The 21,822-nt window shown below is 63.5% G+C and carries 27 protein-coding genes; 17 read left to right on the top strand and 10 right to left on the bottom strand.

Translation table 11 applies throughout. The features are described 5' to 3' along the window. Window positions 1-121: 121 nt before the first annotated feature. Together D8Z78_RS16330 and D8Z78_RS16325 are read right to left on the bottom strand one after the other, a co-directional pair. On the bottom strand, window positions 122-775 hold the full coding sequence (locus tag D8Z78_RS16330) for a hypothetical protein (protein ID WP_074940749.1): 654 nt from the start codon (window positions 773-775) through the stop codon (window positions 122-124). 14 nt (window positions 776-789) lie between these two features. Beyond that, complete coding sequence (locus D8Z78_RS16325; RefSeq protein ID WP_128910822.1) at window positions 790-1,074, bottom strand: hypothetical protein; 285 nt, start codon at window positions 1,072-1,074, stop codon at window positions 790-792. A 174-nt stretch (window positions 1,075-1,248) separates the two neighbouring features. On the opposite strand from D8Z78_RS16325, the gene D8Z78_RS16320 reads away from it, so the two are divergent. Together D8Z78_RS16320 and D8Z78_RS16315 are read left to right on the top strand one after the other, a co-directional pair. Then, window positions 1,249-1,491, top strand: coding sequence for a type II toxin-antitoxin system ParD family antitoxin (locus D8Z78_RS16320; RefSeq protein ID WP_008336111.1), 243 nt, complete (start codon window positions 1,249-1,251; stop codon window positions 1,489-1,491). 5 nt (window positions 1,492-1,496) lie between these two features. Continuing rightward, a complete protein-coding gene (locus D8Z78_RS16315) occupies window positions 1,497-1,817 on the top strand; it encodes a type II toxin-antitoxin system RelE/ParE family toxin (protein ID WP_017468227.1) in 321 nt (106 codons plus the stop codon). 14 nt (window positions 1,818-1,831) lie between these two features. Here the strand turns inward: D8Z78_RS16315 and D8Z78_RS16310 are convergent, their stop codons facing one another. Next, complete coding sequence (locus D8Z78_RS16310; RefSeq protein WP_057821041.1) at window positions 1,832-2,059, bottom strand: hypothetical protein; 228 nt, start codon at window positions 2,057-2,059, stop codon at window positions 1,832-1,834. A 245-nt stretch (window positions 2,060-2,304) separates the two neighbouring features. On the opposite strand from D8Z78_RS16310, the gene D8Z78_RS16305 reads away from it, so the two are divergent. The 14 genes from D8Z78_RS16305 to D8Z78_RS16240 are packed head-to-tail and all read left to right on the top strand — an operon-like array spanning window position 2,305 to window position 13,612. Continuing rightward, window positions 2,305-2,631 (top strand): hypothetical protein, encoded by a 327-nt coding sequence (locus D8Z78_RS16305; protein WP_010138156.1) that lies wholly within the window; start codon window positions 2,305-2,307, stop codon window positions 2,629-2,631. Next, window positions 2,588-3,271 carry a lytic transglycosylase domain-containing protein gene (locus tag D8Z78_RS16300; RefSeq protein ID WP_128910833.1) on the top strand — a complete coding sequence of 228 codons (684 nt, stop codon included), beginning with the start codon at window positions 2,588-2,590 and terminating at the stop codon, window positions 3,269-3,271. The genes D8Z78_RS16305 and D8Z78_RS16300 overlap by 44 nt, the downstream gene beginning before the upstream one ends. Continuing rightward, the gene (locus D8Z78_RS16295) at window positions 3,268-3,582 is read left to right on the top strand and encodes a TrbC/VirB2 family protein (RefSeq protein WP_009574150.1); all 315 of its coding nucleotides are present in this window, start codon (window positions 3,268-3,270) and stop codon (window positions 3,580-3,582) included. Before D8Z78_RS16300 ends, D8Z78_RS16295 begins: the two co-directional genes overlap by 4 nt. A gap of 9 nt (window positions 3,583-3,591) precedes the next feature. After that, complete coding sequence (locus tag D8Z78_RS16290; protein WP_009574151.1) at window positions 3,592-3,870, top strand: VirB3 family type IV secretion system protein; 279 nt, start codon at window positions 3,592-3,594, stop codon at window positions 3,868-3,870. Next, entirely contained in the window at window positions 3,860-6,256 is a 2,397-nt protein-coding gene (locus tag D8Z78_RS16285) for a VirB4 family type IV secretion/conjugal transfer ATPase (protein WP_128910821.1), read from the top strand. The genes D8Z78_RS16290 and D8Z78_RS16285 overlap by 11 nt, the downstream gene beginning before the upstream one ends. Beyond that, complete coding sequence (locus tag D8Z78_RS16280) at window positions 6,253-6,468, top strand: hypothetical protein (protein ID WP_128910820.1); 216 nt, start codon at window positions 6,253-6,255, stop codon at window positions 6,466-6,468. Before D8Z78_RS16285 ends, D8Z78_RS16280 begins: the two co-directional genes overlap by 4 nt. 4 nt (window positions 6,469-6,472) lie before the next feature. Further along, the gene (locus D8Z78_RS16275) at window positions 6,473-7,639 is read left to right on the top strand and encodes a lytic transglycosylase domain-containing protein (RefSeq protein ID WP_128910819.1); all 1,167 of its coding nucleotides are present in this window, start codon (window positions 6,473-6,475) and stop codon (window positions 7,637-7,639) included. After that, on the top strand, window positions 7,636-8,433 hold the full coding sequence (locus D8Z78_RS16270) for a type IV secretion system protein (RefSeq protein WP_128910818.1): 798 nt from the start codon (window positions 7,636-7,638) through the stop codon (window positions 8,431-8,433). Before D8Z78_RS16275 ends, D8Z78_RS16270 begins: the two co-directional genes overlap by 4 nt. A gap of 14 nt (window positions 8,434-8,447) precedes the next feature. Then, window positions 8,448-9,095 (top strand): VirB8 family type IV secretion system protein, encoded by a 648-nt coding sequence (locus tag D8Z78_RS16265; protein ID WP_128910817.1) that lies wholly within the window; start codon window positions 8,448-8,450, stop codon window positions 9,093-9,095. Further along, entirely contained in the window at window positions 9,092-9,793 is a 702-nt protein-coding gene (locus tag D8Z78_RS16260) for a TrbG/VirB9 family P-type conjugative transfer protein (protein ID WP_164932989.1), read from the top strand. The genes D8Z78_RS16265 and D8Z78_RS16260 overlap by 4 nt, the downstream gene beginning before the upstream one ends. After that, window positions 9,790-11,115, top strand: a complete 1,326-nt coding sequence (locus D8Z78_RS16255) for a TraB/TrbI/VirB10 family type IV secretion system protein (RefSeq protein WP_128910816.1) — start codon at window positions 9,790-9,792, stop codon at window positions 11,113-11,115. The genes D8Z78_RS16260 and D8Z78_RS16255 overlap by 4 nt, the downstream gene beginning before the upstream one ends. Window position 11,116: 1 nt before the next feature. Then, on the top strand, window positions 11,117-12,151 hold the full coding sequence (locus D8Z78_RS16250) for an ATPase, T2SS/T4P/T4SS family (protein ID WP_058249008.1): 1,035 nt from the start codon (window positions 11,117-11,119) through the stop codon (window positions 12,149-12,151). 16 nt (window positions 12,152-12,167) lie between these two features. After that, the gene (locus tag D8Z78_RS16245; RefSeq protein ID WP_128910815.1) at window positions 12,168-12,587 is read left to right on the top strand and encodes a hypothetical protein; all 420 of its coding nucleotides are present in this window, start codon (window positions 12,168-12,170) and stop codon (window positions 12,585-12,587) included. Beyond that, on the top strand, window positions 12,587-13,612 hold the full coding sequence (locus tag D8Z78_RS16240) for a TrbL/VirB6 family protein (protein ID WP_128910814.1): 1,026 nt from the start codon (window positions 12,587-12,589) through the stop codon (window positions 13,610-13,612). Before D8Z78_RS16245 ends, D8Z78_RS16240 begins: the two co-directional genes overlap by 1 nt. Before the next feature lie 35 nt (window positions 13,613-13,647). On the opposite strand, the gene D8Z78_RS16235 is transcribed toward D8Z78_RS16240, so the two are convergent. From D8Z78_RS16235 to D8Z78_RS16210, 7 genes are all read right to left on the bottom strand, one after another. Beyond that, the gene (locus D8Z78_RS16235; RefSeq protein ID WP_036745186.1) at window positions 13,648-14,133 is read right to left on the bottom strand and encodes a DUF411 domain-containing protein; all 486 of its coding nucleotides are present in this window, start codon (window positions 14,131-14,133) and stop codon (window positions 13,648-13,650) included. Between the two features lie 31 nt (window positions 14,134-14,164). Further along, window positions 14,165-16,498 (bottom strand): heavy metal translocating P-type ATPase, encoded by a 2,334-nt coding sequence (locus D8Z78_RS16230; protein WP_066707454.1) that lies wholly within the window; start codon window positions 16,496-16,498, stop codon window positions 14,165-14,167. Window positions 16,499-16,547: 49 nt separating this feature from the next. Continuing rightward, complete coding sequence (locus D8Z78_RS16225) at window positions 16,548-17,900, bottom strand: APC family permease (RefSeq protein WP_010139851.1); 1,353 nt, start codon at window positions 17,898-17,900, stop codon at window positions 16,548-16,550. Beyond that, a complete protein-coding gene (locus D8Z78_RS16220; protein WP_018001745.1) occupies window positions 17,900-18,571 on the bottom strand; it encodes a TVP38/TMEM64 family protein in 672 nt (223 codons plus the stop codon). Before D8Z78_RS16220 ends, D8Z78_RS16225 begins: the two co-directional genes overlap by 1 nt. Before the next feature lies 1 nt (window position 18,572). Continuing rightward, a complete protein-coding gene (locus tag D8Z78_RS16215; RefSeq protein WP_010139853.1) occupies window positions 18,573-18,959 on the bottom strand; it encodes a DUF302 domain-containing protein in 387 nt (128 codons plus the stop codon). Between the two features lie 16 nt (window positions 18,960-18,975). Next, window positions 18,976-19,101 carry a hypothetical protein gene (locus D8Z78_RS25250; RefSeq protein ID WP_255446355.1) on the bottom strand — a complete coding sequence of 42 codons (126 nt, stop codon included), beginning with the start codon at window positions 19,099-19,101 and terminating at the stop codon, window positions 18,976-18,978. A 126-nt stretch (window positions 19,102-19,227) separates the two neighbouring features. After that, a complete protein-coding gene (locus tag D8Z78_RS16210; protein ID WP_128910813.1) occupies window positions 19,228-20,730 on the bottom strand; it encodes a multicopper oxidase family protein in 1,503 nt (500 codons plus the stop codon). 596 nt (window positions 20,731-21,326) lie between these two features. Here D8Z78_RS16210 and D8Z78_RS16200 point away from each other — a divergent pair. After that, window positions 21,327-21,728, top strand: coding sequence for a c-type cytochrome (locus D8Z78_RS16200; RefSeq protein ID WP_442970013.1), 402 nt, complete (start codon window positions 21,327-21,329; stop codon window positions 21,726-21,728). Window positions 21,729-21,822: the final 94 nt, after the last annotated feature.

Raw genomic sequence — 21,822 nt, 5'->3', positions numbered from 1 at the left:
CGGAGTTTTCTAGCACGGCGTCAGGCTTCACGGTCTGGCGTCGTCTCCTTTTTGGGGGCTTTGCACAGCCTTTCGTGCGGGGTTGTGATGACGCGCGCGGCAAGACCGCGTGCAGATTTTGTCAGTAGCGAACTTCTTCAGAACCATAGTTCCCGGCGTGATCACGCCAGTCGACGAAGACGGAGCGGTAGAAGTAGCTGCCGCATCCATTCGGGATGCTCAGGCCAGATGCAGCCGGCACTTGGCCCACGTTGGATCTTGTCCATCGGTAGTCGCCCTGCACTCCGTAGGACCCCAATCGCGTGGAATCGGTGCGATTGCAGTCGCCATCTCGGTTTTCATGCTGGCGGTACTGAATGTGATAGACGCGAATGCTGCGCACGAAATCAAAGGCGTCGCCTGAGATGTCGATGTCGGCTTGTTCATCCGCCTGGACGCGAACAAGGGGTATCGGAGTCGATACCTGCGGTTCGGGCGGATCGCGAAACGTGATGTCATAAAGGCGTTCCATAGGCGACAACGGACTTGGTTCGTTGAACGACACACCCATCGGACACCGCCAGATTTGTAGGGGCGGCTCGATCGGCCATGGCGTGATCCGCCGAATAAAGACCGCTCTGGCATGGGCGCAGGGCGCGGAGGCAGGCCAGCCGCCCGCAAGGCACAGGAGGATCGCACAGTCCACTTGATAGGCCTGAGCCGGACCTGACGAGGCCATTAGTCCGGATATGCTTATTGCCGTGGCTGTTGCCACGCCGTGGATCACGTGCTTCATGATGCCGACTCCATCTATAATGGTGCAGCGATACGAAACAACATTACCGATAGCAAGGCGATTTGATTGATGGCGACTTGCGATTGTTCGCTTGTGTCGCGTGACGGCTTCCAAGATCTGATGACGGTTTGAGCTCTTGAGGCGTCCTGGAAGCGGCCAAAATTGCGGCCTCCTTTCACGTCCATTGCCAAACAAACAACTGTTACAAAAAGAAAATATGGCGTTCCAATACGGCCACGAAACCGGTCACGGAAGAACAGACCGCATGAGCCCGTCAAACGGCGTGTCGCAGCGCCCATGGTCCCGGGAAGGGCAGTGTCGGAAAACTGTCGAGCCCGGTTCTCCGGCTGGAATCCGGGAACGGAAGGGCGGGTGGAGCAACGATCCTGTGTTGTGGCCTATGTTGGGACCGAACATGACCTTGAAGATTTATGTCAGTATCTGATACGATTGAGCATGGATAGGAGAGTCTGATGCCAAACGTCCACCTGACCGAACCGATGCAGAAATATGTGCAGGCGCAGATCGAGTCCGGCGCCTACGCCAATCTGAGCGAAGTCGTGCGCGCCGGCGTAAGGATGCTGATGGAGAAGGATGGCGCGCGGCAGTTCTATGCCCTCAAGGCCGATCTCGAGATGGCAGCCACCCTGGCCGAGAATGGGGATTTCGCCGAGTTCGATGCCCAAGCCTTCGAACCGGATGCGTTTGATCGCTGACCCGAATGACGATTCGGCTTTCCGGACAGGCCAAGTCCGACCTTGAAGAGATACGCACCTACACCGTCGAAACATGGGGCAGGGACCAATGGCTCGTCTATTACCGCCAGTTGGTCACCGCCTTCGAGCGGATCACTGGGGATCCCGACGCGGGCCGGGACAGGAGTCTCTTTGTCCCGGGGATGCGGTCCGTCAATTGCCAGCGACACGTGATCTTCTACAAGCGGCTCGATGCGGCGGATGGCGCGGCAGTCATCCTGCGCATCGTGCATCAGCGCCGCAACATGCCCGCACTCGTCTACTACGAGGATCTCGACGGCGGTTAAGCCCATGCGGTTGCTCAGTCCAATAGCTCGATCAGTTTTCCATAGTCTTCACTGACCTCGCGCGCCTCCTGAAACGCCCGTTGGCGCTCGGCATCAAGACAGCGGAAGTATTCCTGAATGTCGGCAATGTAGTCCTCGAAATCAGAACGCAGCAGATCGGCATAGGCACGAATGTCTTCTCGCGACTGAGGCAAGAACGGTCGTTCGGGAGGTACGCAATCTGCTGCCGCGGCTATCGGCATGCTTCCAAGCAGGAACGCGAACAGCAACGGTGCGTTGCGCGCAATAAACAACCGCAGGGCAAAACTCCTTTGCCGCCTTTAAGATTATCATTCTGTCGGCTATCACCGTTATCGGAGCAAGGCGAACTTCGTCAACACGTTATTATTGTCTTGCTATCATTAATGTTGTTTTGTATCGCTCACGGTGTTGCGACCCCGTGGGCCTGATACTGCACCCAGGCAGAACAAGGACCCAAGGGAAGGCCATGATAGAAGAAGCCCCGAATGTGGTTACAGAAGACGGACTGCGCGGCTTGCTCGCCGAGGGCTACCTCATTGAGGTGGTCTGCAAGGAGAGAGCAGAGAAGCGCCATAACAGCTGGTACGGCTCGTGGGTCATCCGCGCCGTCGCCACTGATGGGCGTGACGATAAGATGCTCGTCACCAGCCGAAGCGTCCTCAAGCTCCGCGACTTCAAAACCATCGTTGGCCTTGTCAGTTTCCTGGCCGACATGGGCTGTACGACCGCTAGCATCCCACTTGAAGAAGGTGGCCGCGAACGCCACGCCGCGCCTCCGGTCAAAGGCAGCTGACCGCGCGACTGCGCTCGTCGTTGCTTTGGGTACAGGCGTTTGTTCCGCGCCCCCGGCCCTGGCCGACGGTTTCATCTTTTCGGTTGGCCCAGACGGCCAATTGATTTCCTCTTCTCAAGAGGCAAACGGGCGTCTTTTTCTCTTCGCAGAACCTCGCGTTCCTGACGCAACGAGCGAGACAGCGATCCCGGCTCGATCCGCCGCCCGCGCCACCCCAGAAATCCTCCATGCGATCGAGACCACGGCTCTGCGGTATGCCGGGCATGGTGCGCTGCGTCGCGCAGGGCTTTCAGTCACTGATTGGGCGCTCCTTTACCGGGCCAATATCGAAGTCGAAAGCGCATACAATCCGGCTGCACGTAGCCCTGTCGGTGCCATAGGCCTTGGCCAGCTTATGCCGGATACCGCCCGCGACCTCGGCGTAGACCCACATGACATTGCGCAGAACCTCGACGGATCAGCCCGCTACTTGCTGATGATGCTCGACCAGTTCGGCGAAGGCTCTCTGGCCCTTGCGGCCTACAACGCTGGCCCTGAGGCGGTCACACGCCACGGCGGCATCCCCCCTTTTCGAGAAACCCAAGGGCATGTGGCCCGTGTGACTGCCGTGTTTGAGCGGCTCAGAGGAGATCTTTCATGACATCGAGGAAACGTCAAAGCGTGCTCCGCACGCGGGCGATCACCGCGTTCGGCGCGATGGCCCTTATCGTGCTGGCGGGTCCAGCGCTTGCACAGAGCATCGACCTCTCGCCGGTACAGACCCTGCTTCAAGGAATTGTCGATGCGATCACCGGTCCCTTGGGGATCGTGATTGGCACGCTCGCACTGATCGGGGTGTTCCTTTCCTGGCTCTTTGGCATCCTCGACTTTCGTCAGGCGCTCTGGGTCGTGGTTGCAATCGCCGGCATCGCCGCAGCACCCACCATCGTCGCCGCCATCTGGACCACCTGAGCTCTATCCATGGCTGACCAGTCCCGCGTGTTCATCGGTCTTCTCAGGCCACCCAAGCTGATGGGCTTGCCGATCATGTACGCCATGGTCTGGCTCTTCGGCTCAACGCTTCTGTTCCTCTGGGTGCAGAGCTGGGTGGTGGCTGTGTTCGCGGGGCTGGCCTGGCCGGCGCTCTGGAAGGCCGCAGACTGGGATCCGAACTTCCTCGATGTCCTGGTGATCACCCTGCAGGAAACCCCGCCCACGACGAACCGCAAGCTGCACGGAGGCGACAGCTATGCCCCGTGATGGAATTGTCGATGAGGTTGAGAACGCCATCGATCCGCTGACCGCGCTACCCGCATGGGTCAAGGGCGAGAAGCGGCTCTCAATGATGCTGCCTTATGTGAGCCTCGTGAACGACCGAACGATCCGGACACGCGGCAACGAACTGATGCAGTGCATCCGCCTCGAAGGGGTGAACAGCACCACGAGCGAGGACGGGCATCTGGACCGGATCGGGGGGTTGCTGGCTGGCATCGTGGCGCAGGTCGGGACCGAGTTCTCATTCTACCTGCACAAGGTCTCGAAAGCGGTCGATGTGACCCTGCCGCCCGTTCCGGGCGAAGGGTTTGCGGCTGCCGTCGACGAACGATGGCACGCGCATCTCGGCCGCGCGGGTTTGCGCGACAAGACGCTGACCCTGACGGTGCTGAGGCGACCTGAGACCGGCAGCCGCTTGCCGTTCGGACTTGGGGCGTCTCGCTCGCGACACGCGGCCGACACCACCCGCCGCTTGCGCAAGCTCGACGAGGTTGTGGGGTTTCTGCTGTCCTCCTTCGATGAGCTGAAGCCCCGCCTGCTGGCTGCAAGCACCGGAGAGCTTCTGGGCTTCCTCGGTTCACTCAACACGGGCGAGGAGCACCCGCTCTTCCCCCGGTCGCGCCTCGGTGTGATCGCCGAGGACGTAGCAAATACCCGCGTCACCTTCCGCGGCACGACCATCGCACTCTCGGACGGTGCCGTCAGCGACAAGCTCGGGGCGATCTTTGCGGTGAAGAACTACCCCGCCAAGACAGATAGCCTGATGCTCGACGAGTTGAATCTGCCCGTCGACATGGTGGTCACACACTCTTTTGTGCCGATCAACGCCAACATCATGGCGGGCCGGATCAAGCGGCAGCTGCGGCTAATGCAGGCCGCCAATGACGGAGCCGTCAGTCTCGCCCAGGAACTGGAACTCGCGCAGGACGATCTGGAATCCAAACGCCTGATCTTCGGCGAGCACCACATGACCGTGGCCGTCTATGCCCGAACCCAGACGGCGCTTGACGACATCGCGGCCGAAATCCGCAACATCTCCGCCACCTCCGGCATCAACCTGATCTCGGAGGCCTTCGGGGCGCGGGCGCATTTCATGGCGCAGCATCCAGGGAATACCGGGGCGCGCAGCCGCAAGGCCGCGATCACGAACCACAACTTCGCCGATCTCGCGACCTTCCACCGCACGCCGCTCGGCAAGACTGGCCGGGAAGTGCCCTGGGGCGTGCCGATCACGCTTTTCCCGACGCCAGAGCGCAGCGGCTTCCGCTTCAACTTCCACGAACAGGGCGCACCGGATCGCGAGCCCACAGGTGGCCACACCCTGATCCTCGGCCGTCCCGGCTCAGGCAAATCCGTGCTGGCGGCTTTCCTCATGACCATGGCCCGGCGCGCAGGCGCGCGGCTTTTCGTGTTCGACTACCGCGCCGGCATGGAAATGGCGGTCCGCGCGCTTGGCGGCAGCTATTCGACGGTGCGGGCAGGGCGACCCACGGGTCTGAACCCACTCCAGACCGAGATCGATGCGCGCGGTCAGGCCTGGCTTGCCGACTGGCTTGCAAGCCTCCTCGAGCGCCGCGATCGGCCGTTGACCCCAGTACAGACCAACCGCCTGCAGGAGGTCGTGCGCCAGAATGCCACTGCGGGGAACTCAGGGCTGCGAAACTGGTCGGACTTTGCCTCGCTCCTCGTCTCGACCGATGACGATGGCGATCTGTTTGAGCGGATGCAGGAATGGACGGCTGAGGGCCGCTACGGCTGGATCTTTGGGGCGAACACAGACGACACGTTCCAAATCGGGGGCAGCACCGACGCTGACGTCGCAGGCTTTGATCTGACCGGCATCCTCGATTCCGAGAGCGAGCGGGAACGCATGGCGGTCTTGTCGTATCTCTTCCGTCGCGTCGAGCGGGTGATCGAGGACCGCAAGCCCACTATCATTGTCATTGATGAGGCCTGGAAGGCGCTCGACAACGCGTATTTCGCGGAGCGGCTTTCGAACTGGCTGGTGACAGCGCGCAAGCAGAACGCCGTCGTCGTGATGATGACCCAATATGCCAGCCAGCTCGAGCGCACGCGGACCGGCAAGACCATCGTGGAAGCCGTGCCGACGCAAGTTCTTTTGCCCAACATCCGTGCCTCGGCCGCGGATTACGCGATGCTCGGCCTCAGCGACAAGGAACTCGATGTACTTCTGGGCGTCGGCTCCGCCTCGCGGCTCGCGCTCGTGCGCGACGACCGTGGCTCGGTCGTGATCGATGCCGATCTGAGCGCGCTCGGCCCCCTCGTGACCATCCTCGGCGGCATGGAGAAGGGCGAGGCCCTTGTCGGCCCCGACTACCGTGACCGCCCTGATTTCTGGAGAGTGACATGACCCGTACCATCACCCGCAGCGTTGTGCTGCTTGGCCTTGGCCTGACCCTGACAGCTTGCGCGCAGCACAATCCCGCGCAAGCCAACTGCTTCAACTTCCGCGATGCGCCCGCACGAGGTGCAACCGCGACAGCCACGATCTCGACCATGGGGGCGGAGGTTACGCGCCGCGACACGGCCTGCGATTTCGTCCTCTTGGGGGCGGGCGGCTGAGCCAATGCGGACCTGGCTTCCTCTCTCGATGATCGGCTTTGCACTGGCAGGTCCCACACTGGGGCCAGCGGTCGCCCAAGGCGTGCCGACCTTCGATCTGCGCCTCTTCGCAGAGCGGCAGGCCATCCTTGAGCAGACCGATCGGGACCTGGCACTGCAGCAGGACCGGCTAAGCCGCGAGGAGGAACTGGCCGAAATCGAGCGCCAGCAACTCGCCTCCCTCGAAGGGCTGATGGATGCCATGTCCCTCGGCTCGGGCGATGTGGCTGGTACCGTCGCCGGACTTGAGGCGGGGCAGGGGGCGGTTGATGACGTCGAGAGCGCCGCCGCCAGCCTCTATGCGCCCGAGGACACCAATCCAGCGGCGGCGCGGATGTTTGGCGATGCCCGGGAAGGGATCGAGGAGCTGATCATCCGCGCAGCACGCGACACCCATAGTCTGCCCGGAGTCGGCCGCGCGGGCCTTTCGCTCGTGCAATGGCGCTGCCTTCTGCAGGCGCTGATCTGGCAGGAAAGCCGTTTCCAGATTGGGGCACGCTCACCCGTGGGGGCCTTCGGACTTACCCAGATCATGCCCGGTACCGCGGGCGATCTCGGGATCTACCCGGCCTATTACGACGATCCCTATCTGCAGGTCACCGGCGGTGCGCGATACCTCGCACAAATGCTGAACATGTTCGATGGCAACATTATCCATGCGCTCGCCGCCTATAACGCCGGGCCGGGCAATGTGCAGGATTATGGCGGTGTGCCGCCCTTCGCGGAAACCCAGCACTATGTCGTGGTGATCCCGCAGCAGTACAACAGCTACCTCGCGGCCGTAGGCGGCATCGATGCGCTCGGCACCATCGACCCTGTGCTCCTCGCCAACGCGAGTTTCAGCCTCTCGGCCCACGGCGCAGGGGTCTATGGCGACTATTCGCTGGTCTCGGTCCGTGCCGCCGCCCTGCGGGTGCAGGACATCATCACCCGCATTGGTGAGACCGAGGATCTCCACGAGGCCATCGCTCTCAACACCTATGCCCGGGCCGAACTGGCCCGGCTGGTTGCAATCCGGACCCGGATTAAGGCCGCCCGAACCGAGCCACTCAGCGCCGAGCAGATCGCCTTGGCGGCAGCGCAAGCTGCCGAGCGGCAATACATGGATTTTAGTCAGGAGGATTTGCGTTGAACCTGCGCCTGCCCCGTTCCCTTTTCGCCGGTAGCATCGCTCTCGCACTTGCCCTCAATGTCACCGGACCTGCCGGGGCACAGGGTGTGCCCACGGTGGACACCCAGAACATTGCCCAGGAAATCCGCCAGCTTCAGCAGATGCTGCAGGATTTCGGGATCCAGACCGATCTTCTGGACAATGCGTTGGAGCAACTGAACATGCTGCAAAGCCAGCTCGATCAGCTGAACGAGATGTATGCCTCGCTCACCGGGCCGCGCAGCATCCTCGGGCTCGCCATGGGCGGGGACCTCGACACCTTGCTTCAGGCCAACTTCGAAGACATCCCCAGTCTGATCCGAGGCATCCAGGCGGGCGATTGGAGCGCGCTTATCGGGCCCAATGCCGGGCCCATGCGCACGCAGATGGAACAGGCGCTGGCAAGTGCAGGGTTCGACGAAGATTCTCTCCGCGAAATCGCCACCAGCGGCAATCCGGGAGCTGAAGGCGTGGCCACCCGGGCAACCACAGGTGCTGTGATGTCGGCGGCGGCGCAGAACAGCCACGCAGAGGCGGAACAGTCTCTCGAACGAGTGGAACGTCTTGTCGAGATGATCCCGGACATGGAGGATCTCAAAGCCTCGATGGATCATAACACGCGCGTCACGGCCGAACTCGCCATCGCCATGACCCGGATGTGGGAGTTGGAAGCGATCCAAACCCTCGGCGCAGGCAATGCAGGCGTGGTTGATGCCGCCACCCTTGCCGAAGAACGCCGCTACATGGACTTCACCTTGCCGGTTCTTGAGCCATGAGTGGGGCAGGGGTGATGACTGCGCGCGAACTCGTGGAAGAGGAACTTGTCTACGGTGCCCTGCGCCGGGAACAGCTTTGGCGGATGATCGGCCTTTCCGGGGCAGGCTTCGGCGTATTTGGTTGTTTGACGGCTGCGGCTGTCGCGCTGATGGTCGAGACGCCGCCTCCCGTGGTTGTCCCCTACGATCCCGCGACCGGGGTGGCGCTCCCCAATGCCACGGTTGAAACCGTGTCCCTTGCCGAACGGCCAGCCGTGATCGAAGCACAAATCTACCGCTACCTTCTCGACCGCGAGACTTACAACCAGCTCGACAATGATCTTCGTGTCCGCCGCGTCCTGGCACAGTCTTCCGGGTCGGCCGAGGCCAGCATGCGCGCGATGTGGACATCGGGGCAGGAGAGCTATCCGCCGACGCGTTACGGGGCTGCGGCCGAGATGGCCGTTGAGATCGCCTCGATCACGCTGATCGGTGACAACCGCGCCCAGGTGCGGCTCAGAAAGCGCCTGACAAGCCCGCAGGGGGTACAGGATGGATCGTTCACTGCCACGTTGATGTTTGAATTTCAGCCGGAACGGACCCGCTCCCTCGACGATGTCTGGCAAAACCCTTTCGGTTTCACCGTCACTCAATATGCCATCCGATCGGACCGTTCTGAATGACTCGCACTGCAATCTCTACGCTGTTGGCCGCCAGCATTCTCGCGCTCGCGGGAACGACAGCCATGGCCGAAACCACGCCCCGCCCAGGCTCTCACGACAATCGCGTGCGCGTGGCGACCTGGACTGAAGGCCAGGTTTACCGTGTCGTCACGACTCTGACCCGTGTCACCACAGTCGAATTCGGTGAAGGTGAAACCATCCGCTCGATCATCGCCGGCGATACGGTCGGGTTTCAATTCGACGGTGTCCCGGGTGGCCGTGCCTTCGCCATCAAGCCGACAGCATCTGGCGTCGCCACCAACATCACCGTCTACACCAACCGCCGCTCCTACTACTTCCATGTCGTCGAAGCCCGGGAGACGCCGCATTATGTCGTGCAGTTCCGCTACCCTGAAAACCGCGTGCAACCCACCAGGGCGGTTGCGGCCGATGCGCCGAACGCGAACTATGCGGTCAGTGCCCGAGAAGAGTTCACGCCGACGGCCATCTGGGATGATGGTACCTTCACGTATTTCCGGTTCGCACGGAATGCGCCGGTGCCCGCCATCTTCCGATATTCGAACGGCAGGGAACGCGCGGTGAACAGCCAGGCCTTGAGTGACGGCGTCATCCGCGTGTCCGGCGTCAACCGACAATGGGTCCTTCGCCTTGGCGAAGAGGTGATTTGCGTCCAGGACGCAGGACAGGCCACATCATGACCGCAGGTACGGAAGACCTCGCCGCGCGCCTCGCGGCTCTCGAAGGCTCGACAGGCAAAGCGAAGGCCAACAAGCGGCCTGCGCCGCTTGCCGCGATCCTTGGGGTCGTCGGCATCGCGGCAGCAGGCGGTCTGGCGTGGGCCGCCCTGCAGCCGTCGGCAGAAGCGCCAATGGCGACCGCCGCGCCGGAGGAGTTCCAGAGCAGCGGCCCCGGATTCGGAGATCTGGCGCCGATTTCTGCCCCGGAGCCCAGCCAAGCCCCGCCTGCGGACACAGGTCCGAGCGAGTCGGAACTCGCGCTGATGGAAAGTCTTGCGACATTGAGAGCGGAACTCGAGGAACTGCGCGCAAGACCGGCCGAGGCCGCGGATAGCGGGGCGGAGCAGGCGATTGCGGACCTGACGGCGCAAATTGCCACCTTACAGGAAGCATCCGCCGAGGCTCAGCGTGCCCTCGAGCGGCAGCTGACCGAGCGGGACCGCGAATTGGATCAGCTCCGCATGGACTTGGAACTTGCACGGCTTGCACCACCAGAGCCGACCTCATTGGGACCAAGTGAAGAAGAATTGCGGCTGGCCGAACTCGAAAGGCGGCGCGCAGCCGAAGCTGAGGCCCGCGCAGAGCGTATCGCGTCTCCTATGATCGCGTTCTCCGGGATGGGCGCGGGTGCGGATAGGGAGAACACGCTGGAAGCCGCACGTTTGAATGCAGATGAAGCCTTTGTTCGTTCGGGCGCACAACCTGCGCAGGTGACACGTGCCGAAGTGATCGCGAACCCATCGAACACGGTTGTTCAGGGCACCATGATTCAGGCTGTGACAGAGACGGCCCTCGACAGCACACTGCCCGGCGCGATCCGCGCCATCGTCTCGGAAGACGTCCATTCTTTCGATGGAACGCGTATCCTGATCCCGCGCGGCGCGCGGCTGATCGGGCGCTACCGCTCCGATGTCGCACTCGCCCAATCGCGCGTCATGGTGGCATGGGACCGGATCATCTTGCCCGATAATCAGACCGTGCAGATCAGCGCCTTCGGTGGAGACGAACTTGGCCGTACTGGCACCACCGGGTTTGTCGAGACCCGTTTCGCGCAACGCTTCGGCTCCGCCGCGCTGATCTCCTTGATCGGCGCCTTGCCTGCGGCTGCAGCGGGTCAAATCGACAGCGAGGCGGCGGCCGATGTTGCGAGCGATGTCGGCACGGATCTGCGCGATAGCACGCAAAGCGTGATGCAGGACTATCTGGCGATCCGACCAGTGATACATGTCGATCAGGGTACACGGATCACGGTCATGGTCGATCGTGATCTCGAGATTTTCTGACATGGCTGCAAGTTATCTGGAAGCGTCGCTCGACCGTTTCGGCCCCGAGGTCCTGCGCGACGACACGATCGAGATCTGCATCAATCCCGACGGACAAGTCTGGGGCGAATTCCAGGGCGATCACTTCATGCGAGGTCTCGGCAGCCCGCTGAGCCAGACCGAGATCAAGGACCTCGGCAACCAGATCGCCTCCGCCGCCTCGACCACGCTCAGCACGAAGAAGCCCATTGTCTCGGTCTCGATCCTATATCGAGATCGCCCGATCCGCGCGCAGGTGATCCAGCCGCCGGCAGTCGAGGGCGGGTTCTCCATCTCACTTCGGCTCTTCTCCTCCCTGCCTCTGGAGGCCATCAAGCTTGGCTTCCTTTATGGCAAGGAGCGCAGCCTCGAAGGCCTGCGCCGTGAACGGAATGCCGCGCTGCGCGATGTGGTGGCCTCCGGCGATATCGACGCCGCCCTGCGGTTCTGCGTCGAGAACAAGCTCAACATGATCGTCTCGGGCGGCACCTCGACCGGCAAGACGGTCGCGGCGCGCAAGATCCTTTCGCTGATTCCGCCCGAAGAGCGGATCATCACCATCGAGGAGGCGGCCGAGCTGCGCCCCGAGCAGCCCAATGCCGTGACGTTGATCGCGGACCGGGACACGGATGCCCGCAGTGCCGATGTGCTCTTGGCCTCAACGCTTCGCATGCGACCCGACCGGATTGTCCTAGGCGAAGTCCGCGGTCGCGAGGCGATGACGTTTCTCGAGGCAATCAACACCGGCCACGGTGGATCGCTGACTACGCTGCATGCCGAGACCCCACAACTTGCTGTTCGCCGCCTCGCCATCGCCGCCCTGAAAACCGATGTGCCAATGACCTACGCCGACATGATCGATTATATTGAGGGCTCGATCGACGTGATCATTCAGGCAGGCCGCCATGAAGGCGCGCGCGGAATCACCGAGTTCTTCCTCCCAGGTCAAACCAGAGATTTGAACCTCGACATGGTCGACGGCAGAGGCAACAAGAGCCCCTCCGTTGCCGCTGAGTAAAAAAGGAACCCCCCAGATGCGAAAACCAATTCTCGCACTCATGCTTGCCGCCTTGGCGGGCCCCCTTGTGGCGCAGACTTCGCCTCAGGTCTCAAACGATCTCACAGTCGATATGTCGCCTCAACAATACCGGATCTGCAACGAACGTCCGGCGCGCCCGACCTGGATGGACGAAATCGACCCGCGGGACGCCTACAAGGCTCGAACCATGATGCGGCTCTATGAATTGCGTTCTTGGCAGGCGATCAAGTCATCAGGCGATTGTGGCTGTGAAATCCGCTTCCCACCATGGGATGCTGCCTCGGCGGAATATGAAGAACGTTTTGCGACAAGTACTCAGGCGGAACATACTCAAGCTCGGTTAGCGCTCAGGGACCAACAAAACCAGATCGCCCGTGAAGTGCAGGATATCTGCGAAGCGCAAGGGTCCTGGTAGTGGGTGTCGTCAGTTGGATGGTCGGAACCGCAGACGCGTTCCTTGTCGATGCGGCCGAATCCCAGTTCGGGGCTGTGGCAGGCAATGTCGGCGCGATCGTCCTGCTGATGGCCACTCTTTCGTTGATCGGCGTCTGCATCAACATGGCCTTCCAATTCCGCAGCATGGATGGGGCCAGCTTCTTTTGGTACCTGATAAAGCTGATGTTGATAGGGCTCTTCGCCTTCAACTGGGCCAACTTCAACGCGGTCGCGAATGCCATCATCGGCGGGCTCGACTATGTCGCTGGAGCCCTGATTTCTTCGGTCGGCGGTGGAGGGGCGGGGGCCACATACTTCGCGGCCGAGTTCGATGATCTCATTTCAGAGTTCAGCCAATACTTGAACGCCATCGGCAGCAACCTGAACTGGATGACAGGTGCGATCTTGGGCGGCATAGGGCTCGTTCTGTTGAGCCTTCTTGGCTTCATGACCGGCATCGTGCTCATATTCGCCAAGATGATGCTGACCCTCATGCTCGGCCTTGCTCCGATCATGATCGCACTGTCGCTCTTCGACGCGACCAAGGACTTCTTCCACAGGTGGGTCTCGACGACGGTCAGCTATGCCTTCTACCCCATCGTCATCGCCGCCATGTTCTCGACCGTGGTCGGCATGGCGAATTCGCTGCTGGCCCAGCTCGGCGACCCGAACTCAGCCACAAACATCGGCTCGCTGGTGCCGTTCTTCGTGATGGTGTTCCTGGCCAAGGGCTTCGTTGCGGCAACGCCCCTGATTGTGCGGGGGATCTCGGGCAACCTGATGGTGGCGGCAGCGCCCGCCGTATTCGCCGGATCGAGCGGGATCATGCGGGGGATCTTCAATACCGACGGCGTGAAGGGCAGGGCGCGGATCGGGACGCTGACGACGGGTGAGGCGATTGGGCGCGGGGCGGTGAAAACACCCGCCGTCGTGCGGAGCGCTGCGACGACGGCGAGCGCGCAGGTGGTCAGGATGGCCGAGAGGGCGAAAAGGCTGGGGCGGTGAAGCACAGCGCGACTGAGCAACGGCTGATGATCCAGCTAGAGACCTGCTGCCTCGTAGCGCGTGTACACCTCGGTGCTGCCGTCATGAAGGATGAGGAACACGTCGTAAGCCTCGCGTTCGCTCTCCGGCCCCATGCCGGGGGAACCGTAGGGCATGCCCGGAACGGCCAGACCCACGGCGCTGGGACGCTCGGCCAGCAGCCGCCGGATATCAGCGGCCGGCACATGGCCCTCGATCATGTAGCCCTCGACTTGGCCGGTGTGACAGGAGACCATCTCTTGCGGGATGCCATTGTCGGACTTGTAGCGCATCAGCATCGTGCCCATGCTCGCCTCGGTCGTGACGGTGAAGCCATCACCCTCCAGGATCTCGATCCAGGCCGAGCAGCAGCCGCAATTCGGGTCCTTCAGGACGTGTATCGACGGTCCTCCGGATTGCGCCAGCGACAGTTGGGGGAGCCCTGCAAGAAGGGCCGCGCTGCCGATCAGCAGGCCGCGTCGGGTGAGGGTGTCTTGTGTCATGTCGTTCTCCATGGGTTGAAGTCAGGTGCGCTCAGAGGTCGATCCGCCTGAGCCGCAGCGCATTGGTGATGACCGAGACCGACGAGAGGCTCATCGCCGCCGCCGCGATCATCGGCGAGAGCAGGAGGCCGGTCAGGGGATAGAGCACCCCCGCGGCGACGGGCACGCCTGCGGCGTTGTAGACGAAGGCGAAGAACAGGTTCTGCTTGATGTTCCTGAGCGTCGCGACGGCCAGTTTCCGCGCGCGGACAAGCCCCACGAGATCGCCGCGCATGAGCGTGATCCCGGCACTTTCCACGGCCACGTCGGCGCCGGTGCTCATGGCGATGCCGACGTCCGCGGCCGCGAGCGCAGGAGCGTCGTTCACGCCATCACCGGCCATGGCGACCGACTTGCCCTTGGCGCGCAGTTCCTCGACCAGCTTCTGCTTGTCCTCCGGCAGGACGCCGGCGCGGACCTCGTCGATGCCGAGCTTTGAGGCCACCGCCTCGGCCGTTCGCCGGTTGTCGCCGGTGGCCATGATGACGGTGAGACCCAGCGCGTGCAGATCGCGGATCGCCGCTTCGGTCGTCTCCTTGATCGGGTCCGCCACGGCGACGATCCCGGCGAGCGTGCCATCCACGGCGACGAACATCGCTGTCTTGCCGTCCGCGCGCAGCGTGTCGGCCTCTGCCTCGGCCTCGTCCGTCGACAGCCCGAGATCGGTCATCATCGCCGCATTGCCGAGCGCGACCCTGCGTCCCCCGACAGTGCCGTGGACCCCTTTGCCGGTGACCGCCTCGAAGTCCTCCGCAGTCTCGAGCGACAGGCTGCGGTCCTTCGCCCCGGCCACGATCGCTTCGGCGAGCGGATGCTCCGACCCGCGCTCGAGCGCAGCGGCAAGGCCGAGTACCTCCGCCTCGTCGCCATGAAGCGCCACCACATCGGTCAGTCGCGGCTTGCCCTCGGTCAACGTGCCGGTCTTGTCGACGATCACCGTATCGACCCGCGCCATGCGTTCCAGCGCCTCGGCATCCTTGATCAAGACGCCCGCCTGCGCGCCCCGGCCGGCGGCCGTGGTGATGGAGATCGGCGTGGCGAGCCCCAGTGCGCAGGGGCAGGCGATGATCAGGACCGAAACGGCCGAGGCGATCGCGAAGGCCAGCGCCGGTTCGGGCCCGGCCCAGAGCCAGACGCCGAAGGCGATGATGGCTATCACAACGACGGTCGGCACGAAAACCGAGGAGACCTTGTCCGCGAGTCCCTGGATCGGCGCCCGCGACCGCCGCGCCCCGGCGACCATCTCTACGATCTGCGACAGCACCGTGTCAGCGCCCACCTGCGTCGCGCGCACCGCCAGCGTGCCGTTCTTGTTGATCGTGCCGCCGGTGACGCGGTCGCCCTCGACTTTCTCCACCGGGACCGGTTCGCCCGTGATCATGCTCTCGTCGACCGACGACCGGCCCTCGACCACCTCGCCGTCCACCGGCACGCTGTCTCCGGGCCGGACCCTCAGAAGGTCGCCCTCGACGATGTTCTCGAGCGGTGCGTCGTATTCCGACCCGTCTGCCAAAATGCGCCGCGCGGTCTTGGGCGCGAGGTCCAGAAGCGCGCGGATCGCGTCGCCCGTCCGCTCCCGCGCGCGTAGCTCCAGCACCTGACCGACGAAGATAAGCGCCACGATGACAACGGCCGCCTCGTAGTACGTACCGACGCCGTGGCCCATCCGGTATTCGGCCGGGAACACGCCCGGCGCGAAGGTCGCGACCAGCGAGTAGAGATAGGCCGCGCCGACGCCGAGCGAGATCAGCGTCCACATGTTCGGCGAGACATTGCGGATCGAGTCGATCCCGCGCCGGAAGAACGGCAGCGCGGCCCAGAGGATCACCGGGGTCGCCAGCACGAACTCAGCATAGACCGAGAGGCGGTGCCCCATCCACCCACGCACGTCTAGCCCGACGAGTTCGCCCATGGTGATGATGATGAGCGGCACCGCCGCCGCCGCCGAGATCCACATGCGTCGCGTGAAATCGACGAGCTCGTGACTCGGTTCGTCCGAAGGCACCATGGGTTCCAGCGCCATGCCGCAGATCGGGCAGCTCCCCGGCTCGTCACGCACGATCTCGGGGTGCATCGGGCAGGTGTATTGCGTGCCGGGCTGGGCCTTCTGTCCGGCCTTCTTCGCGTTGCCGGAGGCGTAGAAGTACGGATCGGCGTCGAACTTCTCCTGGCACCCGGCGGAGCAGAAGTGGAACGTCTCGCCGCCGTAGTCGCGCGTCCGCGCGCCCTCCTTGATCTCGACCTGCATCCCGCAGACTGGGTCGGTCGCGGTCTTTGCGCCGGTTTTGGTGTCGGAGGTAGCGTGATGGTGATGATGGTTGGCCATGGATTGATGTCCTTTCTGTCCCGGTGTGCGGCCTCCAGTCGTTGGAAGGTCAAGAGGTGGGCTCGTGTCTTTCTTCTTGTGCGGAATGGTGGCTGCCATGCGCCGGTTCGTGCGATGGCGGGTTGAGCGCGAGGAAGATGCGCTCGAACAGGAAAACGGCGGTCATGCCGGCGATCGCGATGACGACGATCAGCGGGTCGCTCTGCCATTTGAGCGCGGCGAAGGCCGCAAGGACCACCGCGTCCAGTCCGATCGCCGTCAGCAGGACCCATCCATGCGCGCCGATCTCCTCCCGCAGAGTCCGCCAGACACCCCAGTGGATCAGGATGTCCATCACGAGGTAGAAAAAGGCGCCAAGCGAGGCGATCCGGCTGAGGTCGAAGAAGATCGTCAGCGCGCTGGCGATCACCACCGTATAGACGAGCGTATGGTCGCGGATCGTGCCCGGCATACCGAAATGGCTGTGCGGGATCAGCTTCATGTCGGTCAGCATGGCCAGCATCCGCGACACAGCGAAGATGCTGGCGATCACGCCCGAGGCGGTCGCGACCAGTGCGAGCGCGACTGTCAGGTAGAAGCCGATCCGCCCGAGGGCGGGCTCGGCCGCTTCGGCGAGCGCGTAGTCCTTTGCCGCCACGATCCGATCGAGCGGCAGGCTGGCGCCGACGGCGAAGGCGACGAGAAGGTAGACGACGACACAGATCGCGATGGATATGATGATCGCTCGCCCGACGTTGCGGTGCGGGTCGGTGACCTCGGCGCCGCTGTTGGTGATCGTCGTGAAGCCCTTGAAGGCCAGGATCGCGAGCGCCACCGAGGCAAGGAAGCCCGCAACCGCACCGCCATCCGCGCCTTCCGCCGCCTCGAAAGAGAAGCCGCCGGCCCAGAGCGCGGCAATGCCGAAGGCCGCGATGCCGCCCACCTTGAGGACCGCCATGAGCTGCGACAGAAGACCCACGGAGCGGTTGCCTGCCGCATTCACGAGGTAGGCGAAGACGATGAGGCCCACGCCGATGGCAGGGACCAGCCAGCCCTCGGGCTTCAGATCGAGCCCCCGCAGGAGGTAGGTCGCAAATGTCCGCGCCACGAGGCTTTCGTTGATGACCATCGACAGCGCCATCAGCAGCGCGGCACCGGCCGCGACCGTCGTCGGACCGTAGGCCTTGGTCAGGATCATCCCGATCCCGCCCGCAGACGGCCAGGCGTTGGACATCTTGACGTAGGTATAGGCGCTGAATCCCGTCACCACGGCGCCAGCGACGAAGGCAAGGGGGAACAAGGGACCCGCAAGTTCTGCAATCTGCCCGGTCAGTGCGAGAATGCCCGCTCCGATCATCACGCCGGTTCCCATTGCCACTGTGTCGAAGAGCGACAGGCTGTTCTTCTGATACTGCTGGGCCATCACTTCTTCCTTTCTGCCTTCCCTCGCGTCGCGGCCCAGATCAGCGGCAGCCCGGTCACGAGGCCGAGACCGAGGACCGCCCATGTGGCCCGGCCAAGGTCACCGCTCACCGCCTCGCCGCCGAAATGCGCCAGCAGGAAGCTCGCCGGGATGATGCCGGCCAGTGTCGCCAGTGCGAAGCGCCAGGCATGCAGGCGGCTGAGCCCGGCGGCGTAGCTGATCATGTCGAAGGACACGAAGGGCATGAGACGGCTGGCGAACACCGTCGCCGTCAGGGCGGTCTGGGACCCCAGAAGCCCGGCATCGATCCTGTCCCCGAAGACGCGGCGGACCACGTCGTGCCCCAGAACCCGCGCAAGGCCGAAGGCGATCAACGCGCCAAGCTCGGCGCCGATCACGACCTGAACCGTGCCCCAGACATGTCCGTAGGCCGCACCCGCCGCCAGCGCGATCGGTGCGCTCGGGATCGGGCTGGCCACGACCGCGATTGTCATGAGCGTGACGACCAGCATCGGCCCCCAGAGACCCGCGCGCGCGACCAGCGCCTCCAGTCGCTCGGGCTCGAACCAGTCCCGGACCTCGGCAAGGGCCGAAGGCGCGATGAACCACACCCCGAGCAGGACGATCCCGAGGATCGCCAGACCAGTGAGAATGCCGGCGCGTAGGCTCATCTCAAACCGCCGCGACGGCCTTCGCCAGCAGGTCGCGGACCTGGCCTGCAACGGCGTGCAGCTCGGCGTTCTCGATGGCCTGCATGGACGCGACCGGGTCGATGGCGCCGACCTCCACGCCGCCCTCGACCTCCCGCAGGATGACGTTGCAGGGCAGCATTGCGCCCACCCGCGGCTCGATCCCGATGGCCTGCCAGGCCATCTTCGGGTTACAGGCGCCGAGGATGCGATAGGCCGGCATGTCGACGTCGAGCTTCTTTTTCATAGTCGCCTTGACGTCGATCTCGGTCAGAACGCCAAAACCGTGATCCGCCAGCGCCTCTCGCGCCCGAGCGTCGACGTCGTCGATACTTGCGTCGGGGATCATGCGATTGATTGTGTAGGTCATCGCGAAATCCTTTCTCCTATTTCCGAAGATATTTGATCAGCGCTGCTATGGCCAAAACCAGCAGCACAAGGATCAGCAGGCCGAACAGCCAGCCAAACCCCATACCCCAACTCATTCCGGCGCCCATGTCGTTCCAGTTCATGATGTCGTCCTCCTGTTTTCCGGGCTGCGAGAGGCCCGTCTCTGCGGATCTCGCGAGAAGGTTGTGGAGCGCGCCAACGCAGCAATCGGGACGTCGGGGCGCTCGAAGCGAACGCCCCGCCTGCGGTCAGACCGAAGCCGATACCGCGAACTCGGTCATCATGCCGGTCGCCAGGTGCGGCATGTGATGGCAATGGAGCATCCAGCGCGCGGCTTCGCCCGCGTCCAGCGCCAAGTCCACCATCGACATCGGCGGCACGTAGACCGTGTCGCGCAAGGCGCCTGCCACGCGGCGTCCGTTCAACCCGACGACCTGGAACACGTGGCCGTGCAGATGCATCGGGTGCCCCATCATCGACATGTTGTGAAAGGAGAGCACAACCCGCTCGCCTCTGCGCGCCGTGACCGGCTGGTGCTGGCCCCAGACGGCGCCGTTGATCGTCCAGACATAGGGCTGCATCGAGCCGCCCAGCATCAGCATCTGGCTGCGATCCACGGGGCGCTCCGGCAGGGCGTCCACCGCGATCAGCCGTGCTTCCTGCGCAAGATCGGTGTCGAACGCGGGCGCTTCAGCCTCCGCCACGGCATCGACGCGCCGCACCTCGGCACCGGGCGTGGCGAGGATCAGACCGGTGCGCTCCCTCGCCCCCTCGCGCAGCGCGAGGATCGGCCAGGCTCCGTTTTCGTTCGGCAGGTCGATCTCGAGATCGAGCCTCTGTCCCATGGCGAGCCCGAAACGGTTGCCGGAAAGCGGCTGCACCGCGTGACCGTCCGCCGCGACGAGGCGCGCCCCGGCCGCCCCGGTATCGATCCAGAACACCGTGGCCGCCGCGGCGTTGATGACGCGGAGCCGGATGCGACCGCCGCGCTCGACCTGCACCACGTCGGGGTCAGATAGCGTGCGATCGTTGGCGAGATAGGCGTCCCAGTCGTAGTCGTTCAGGTCCATGGCCATGCCGCCCATCTGGCCGCCCATGCCCATCATCCCGCCCATACCCGGCATCTGGTCCATTGGCATGCCGCCCATGGGCGTCCCCTGCATGGGTTGAGCACCGCCGTGATGCGCGTGTGCGCCGTGGCCGCCGCCCGCGTGACCGCCGCTTATCTCGGCCAGAACCTCTTCCGGGGACTTGAACGAGAAGTCGTGCAGGAACATCACGACCTCCTGCCGGTCGGCGGCGACATCCTCGGCCGAGCGCACGATCAGCGGCGCGGCGAGCAGCTGCATCTCCTGGGTTGGCACATGGCTGTGCATCCAGTGCGTGCCGGGCCGCGCCTCGAAGTCGTAGGATCGGGTCTCGCCCGGCGCGAGCAGGGGCATCGGCATGTCGGGCACGCCGTCCTGCGCGTTGGGCGGGATCTGCCCATGCCAGTGTATGATCGTGCCGACGTCGAGATCGTTGGTCAGATCGACCCGGAACCGCTGTCCGGGATCGAGCACCAGTCCCTGGCCGCCGGAACCGGCAAGGCCGAAGACCGAAGCCGCGCGTCCGTCGATGTCGAGCGTGCGCGTGGCCGCGGCTAGGCGAAGTGAGTCAGGGGTTTGCGCAAGGGCAAACCGGGGCATGTGCGCAACTGCAACGGCGGCCGCGCTTGCGGCAAGAAAACCGCGTCGTGAAAGGGTGTTCATGGTCGTCTCCTCGGGACATTCCGTCCCGTACAAAAATGCCTATGGGGACGCCGCGGGCGTCGGCCCGGGCGCTATCAGAGGAGACGGAGCTTGGGAGGTCGTTCGTTCAGTCCTGGCATATGGCTGACGTGGACGGCCCCGGCGGGAGAGTCGTGGTCCGCGGGCTCGAAGGCGTGTCCGGTCTCCACCCCGGCATCGCCAGGAAAACCGACAGACCTGTACAAACAAACTCGCAAATGGAGGCGTCGGTCGCTCCACAATGCTGGTTGCCGTCACAGGATGGATGAGCGTCGCCGGACGCGTGCATCATCGCACCAAGATGATCCGTATGGTCCAGCTGCATACCGCCCATTCGCGTAGCATGGGCTGCGCCGATCGTCGTAACCACGGCGATCGAGATTATGGCAAGCATGGAGAGGACTCGGGCGAACATGCCAGAAAGATAGACATTGCTCGCAAAAATGTCCAGTGCCGCCGGCGATACGTCTCTGGCTGATTCGGCCTCAGCGTGAAGGCGATAAATTACTAAAGCGATCGGGACCGAACACTTGAGAAGAGGCGTCCGAATAGCGGTGGCAGGTGTGACCGCTGGCGGCATTGTGATTGCGGGCTGGCACTATCGCATTGCTTCAACCAGCGGTATCGCCTCGGTAGAGGTCGTCTCGCAAGGACGGCAGATCTATTCCGATCAATGCGCCGCATGCCACGGAACGGATCTCGAAGGCCAGCCCGACTGGCGCTCCCCGCTTCCGTCTGGCCGATTGCCCGCACCGCCGCATGACGCCAGCGGCCACACCTGGCACCATCCCGACGACGTTTTGTTCCGCATCGTGAAAGAAGGCACGGCCGCGATTGTCGGTGGCGGCTACGAGAGTGACATGCCGGGCTTCGCCGACGTGCTGAGCGATCCGGAAATTCGCGCGGTGCTGGCCTACATCAAGAGCACATGGCCAGAGCGCGAGCGGAACTATCAAGAAAGCATGTCACAGGGAAACTAGATGCTCCAAGTAGAGCTGATGCGGGGCATGGTCACAACGTCAGTGGTAGGCGGAGCGTTTAGGGAAGCGATTCAGAAACAATAGTTTAACGTGG

Source organism: Tropicibacter alexandrii, assembly GCF_003667315.2.
Lineage (GTDB): Bacteria > Pseudomonadota > Alphaproteobacteria > Rhodobacterales > Rhodobacteraceae > Tropicibacter > Tropicibacter alexandrii.
This window is presented reverse-complemented; position numbering and strand designations above follow the sequence as displayed.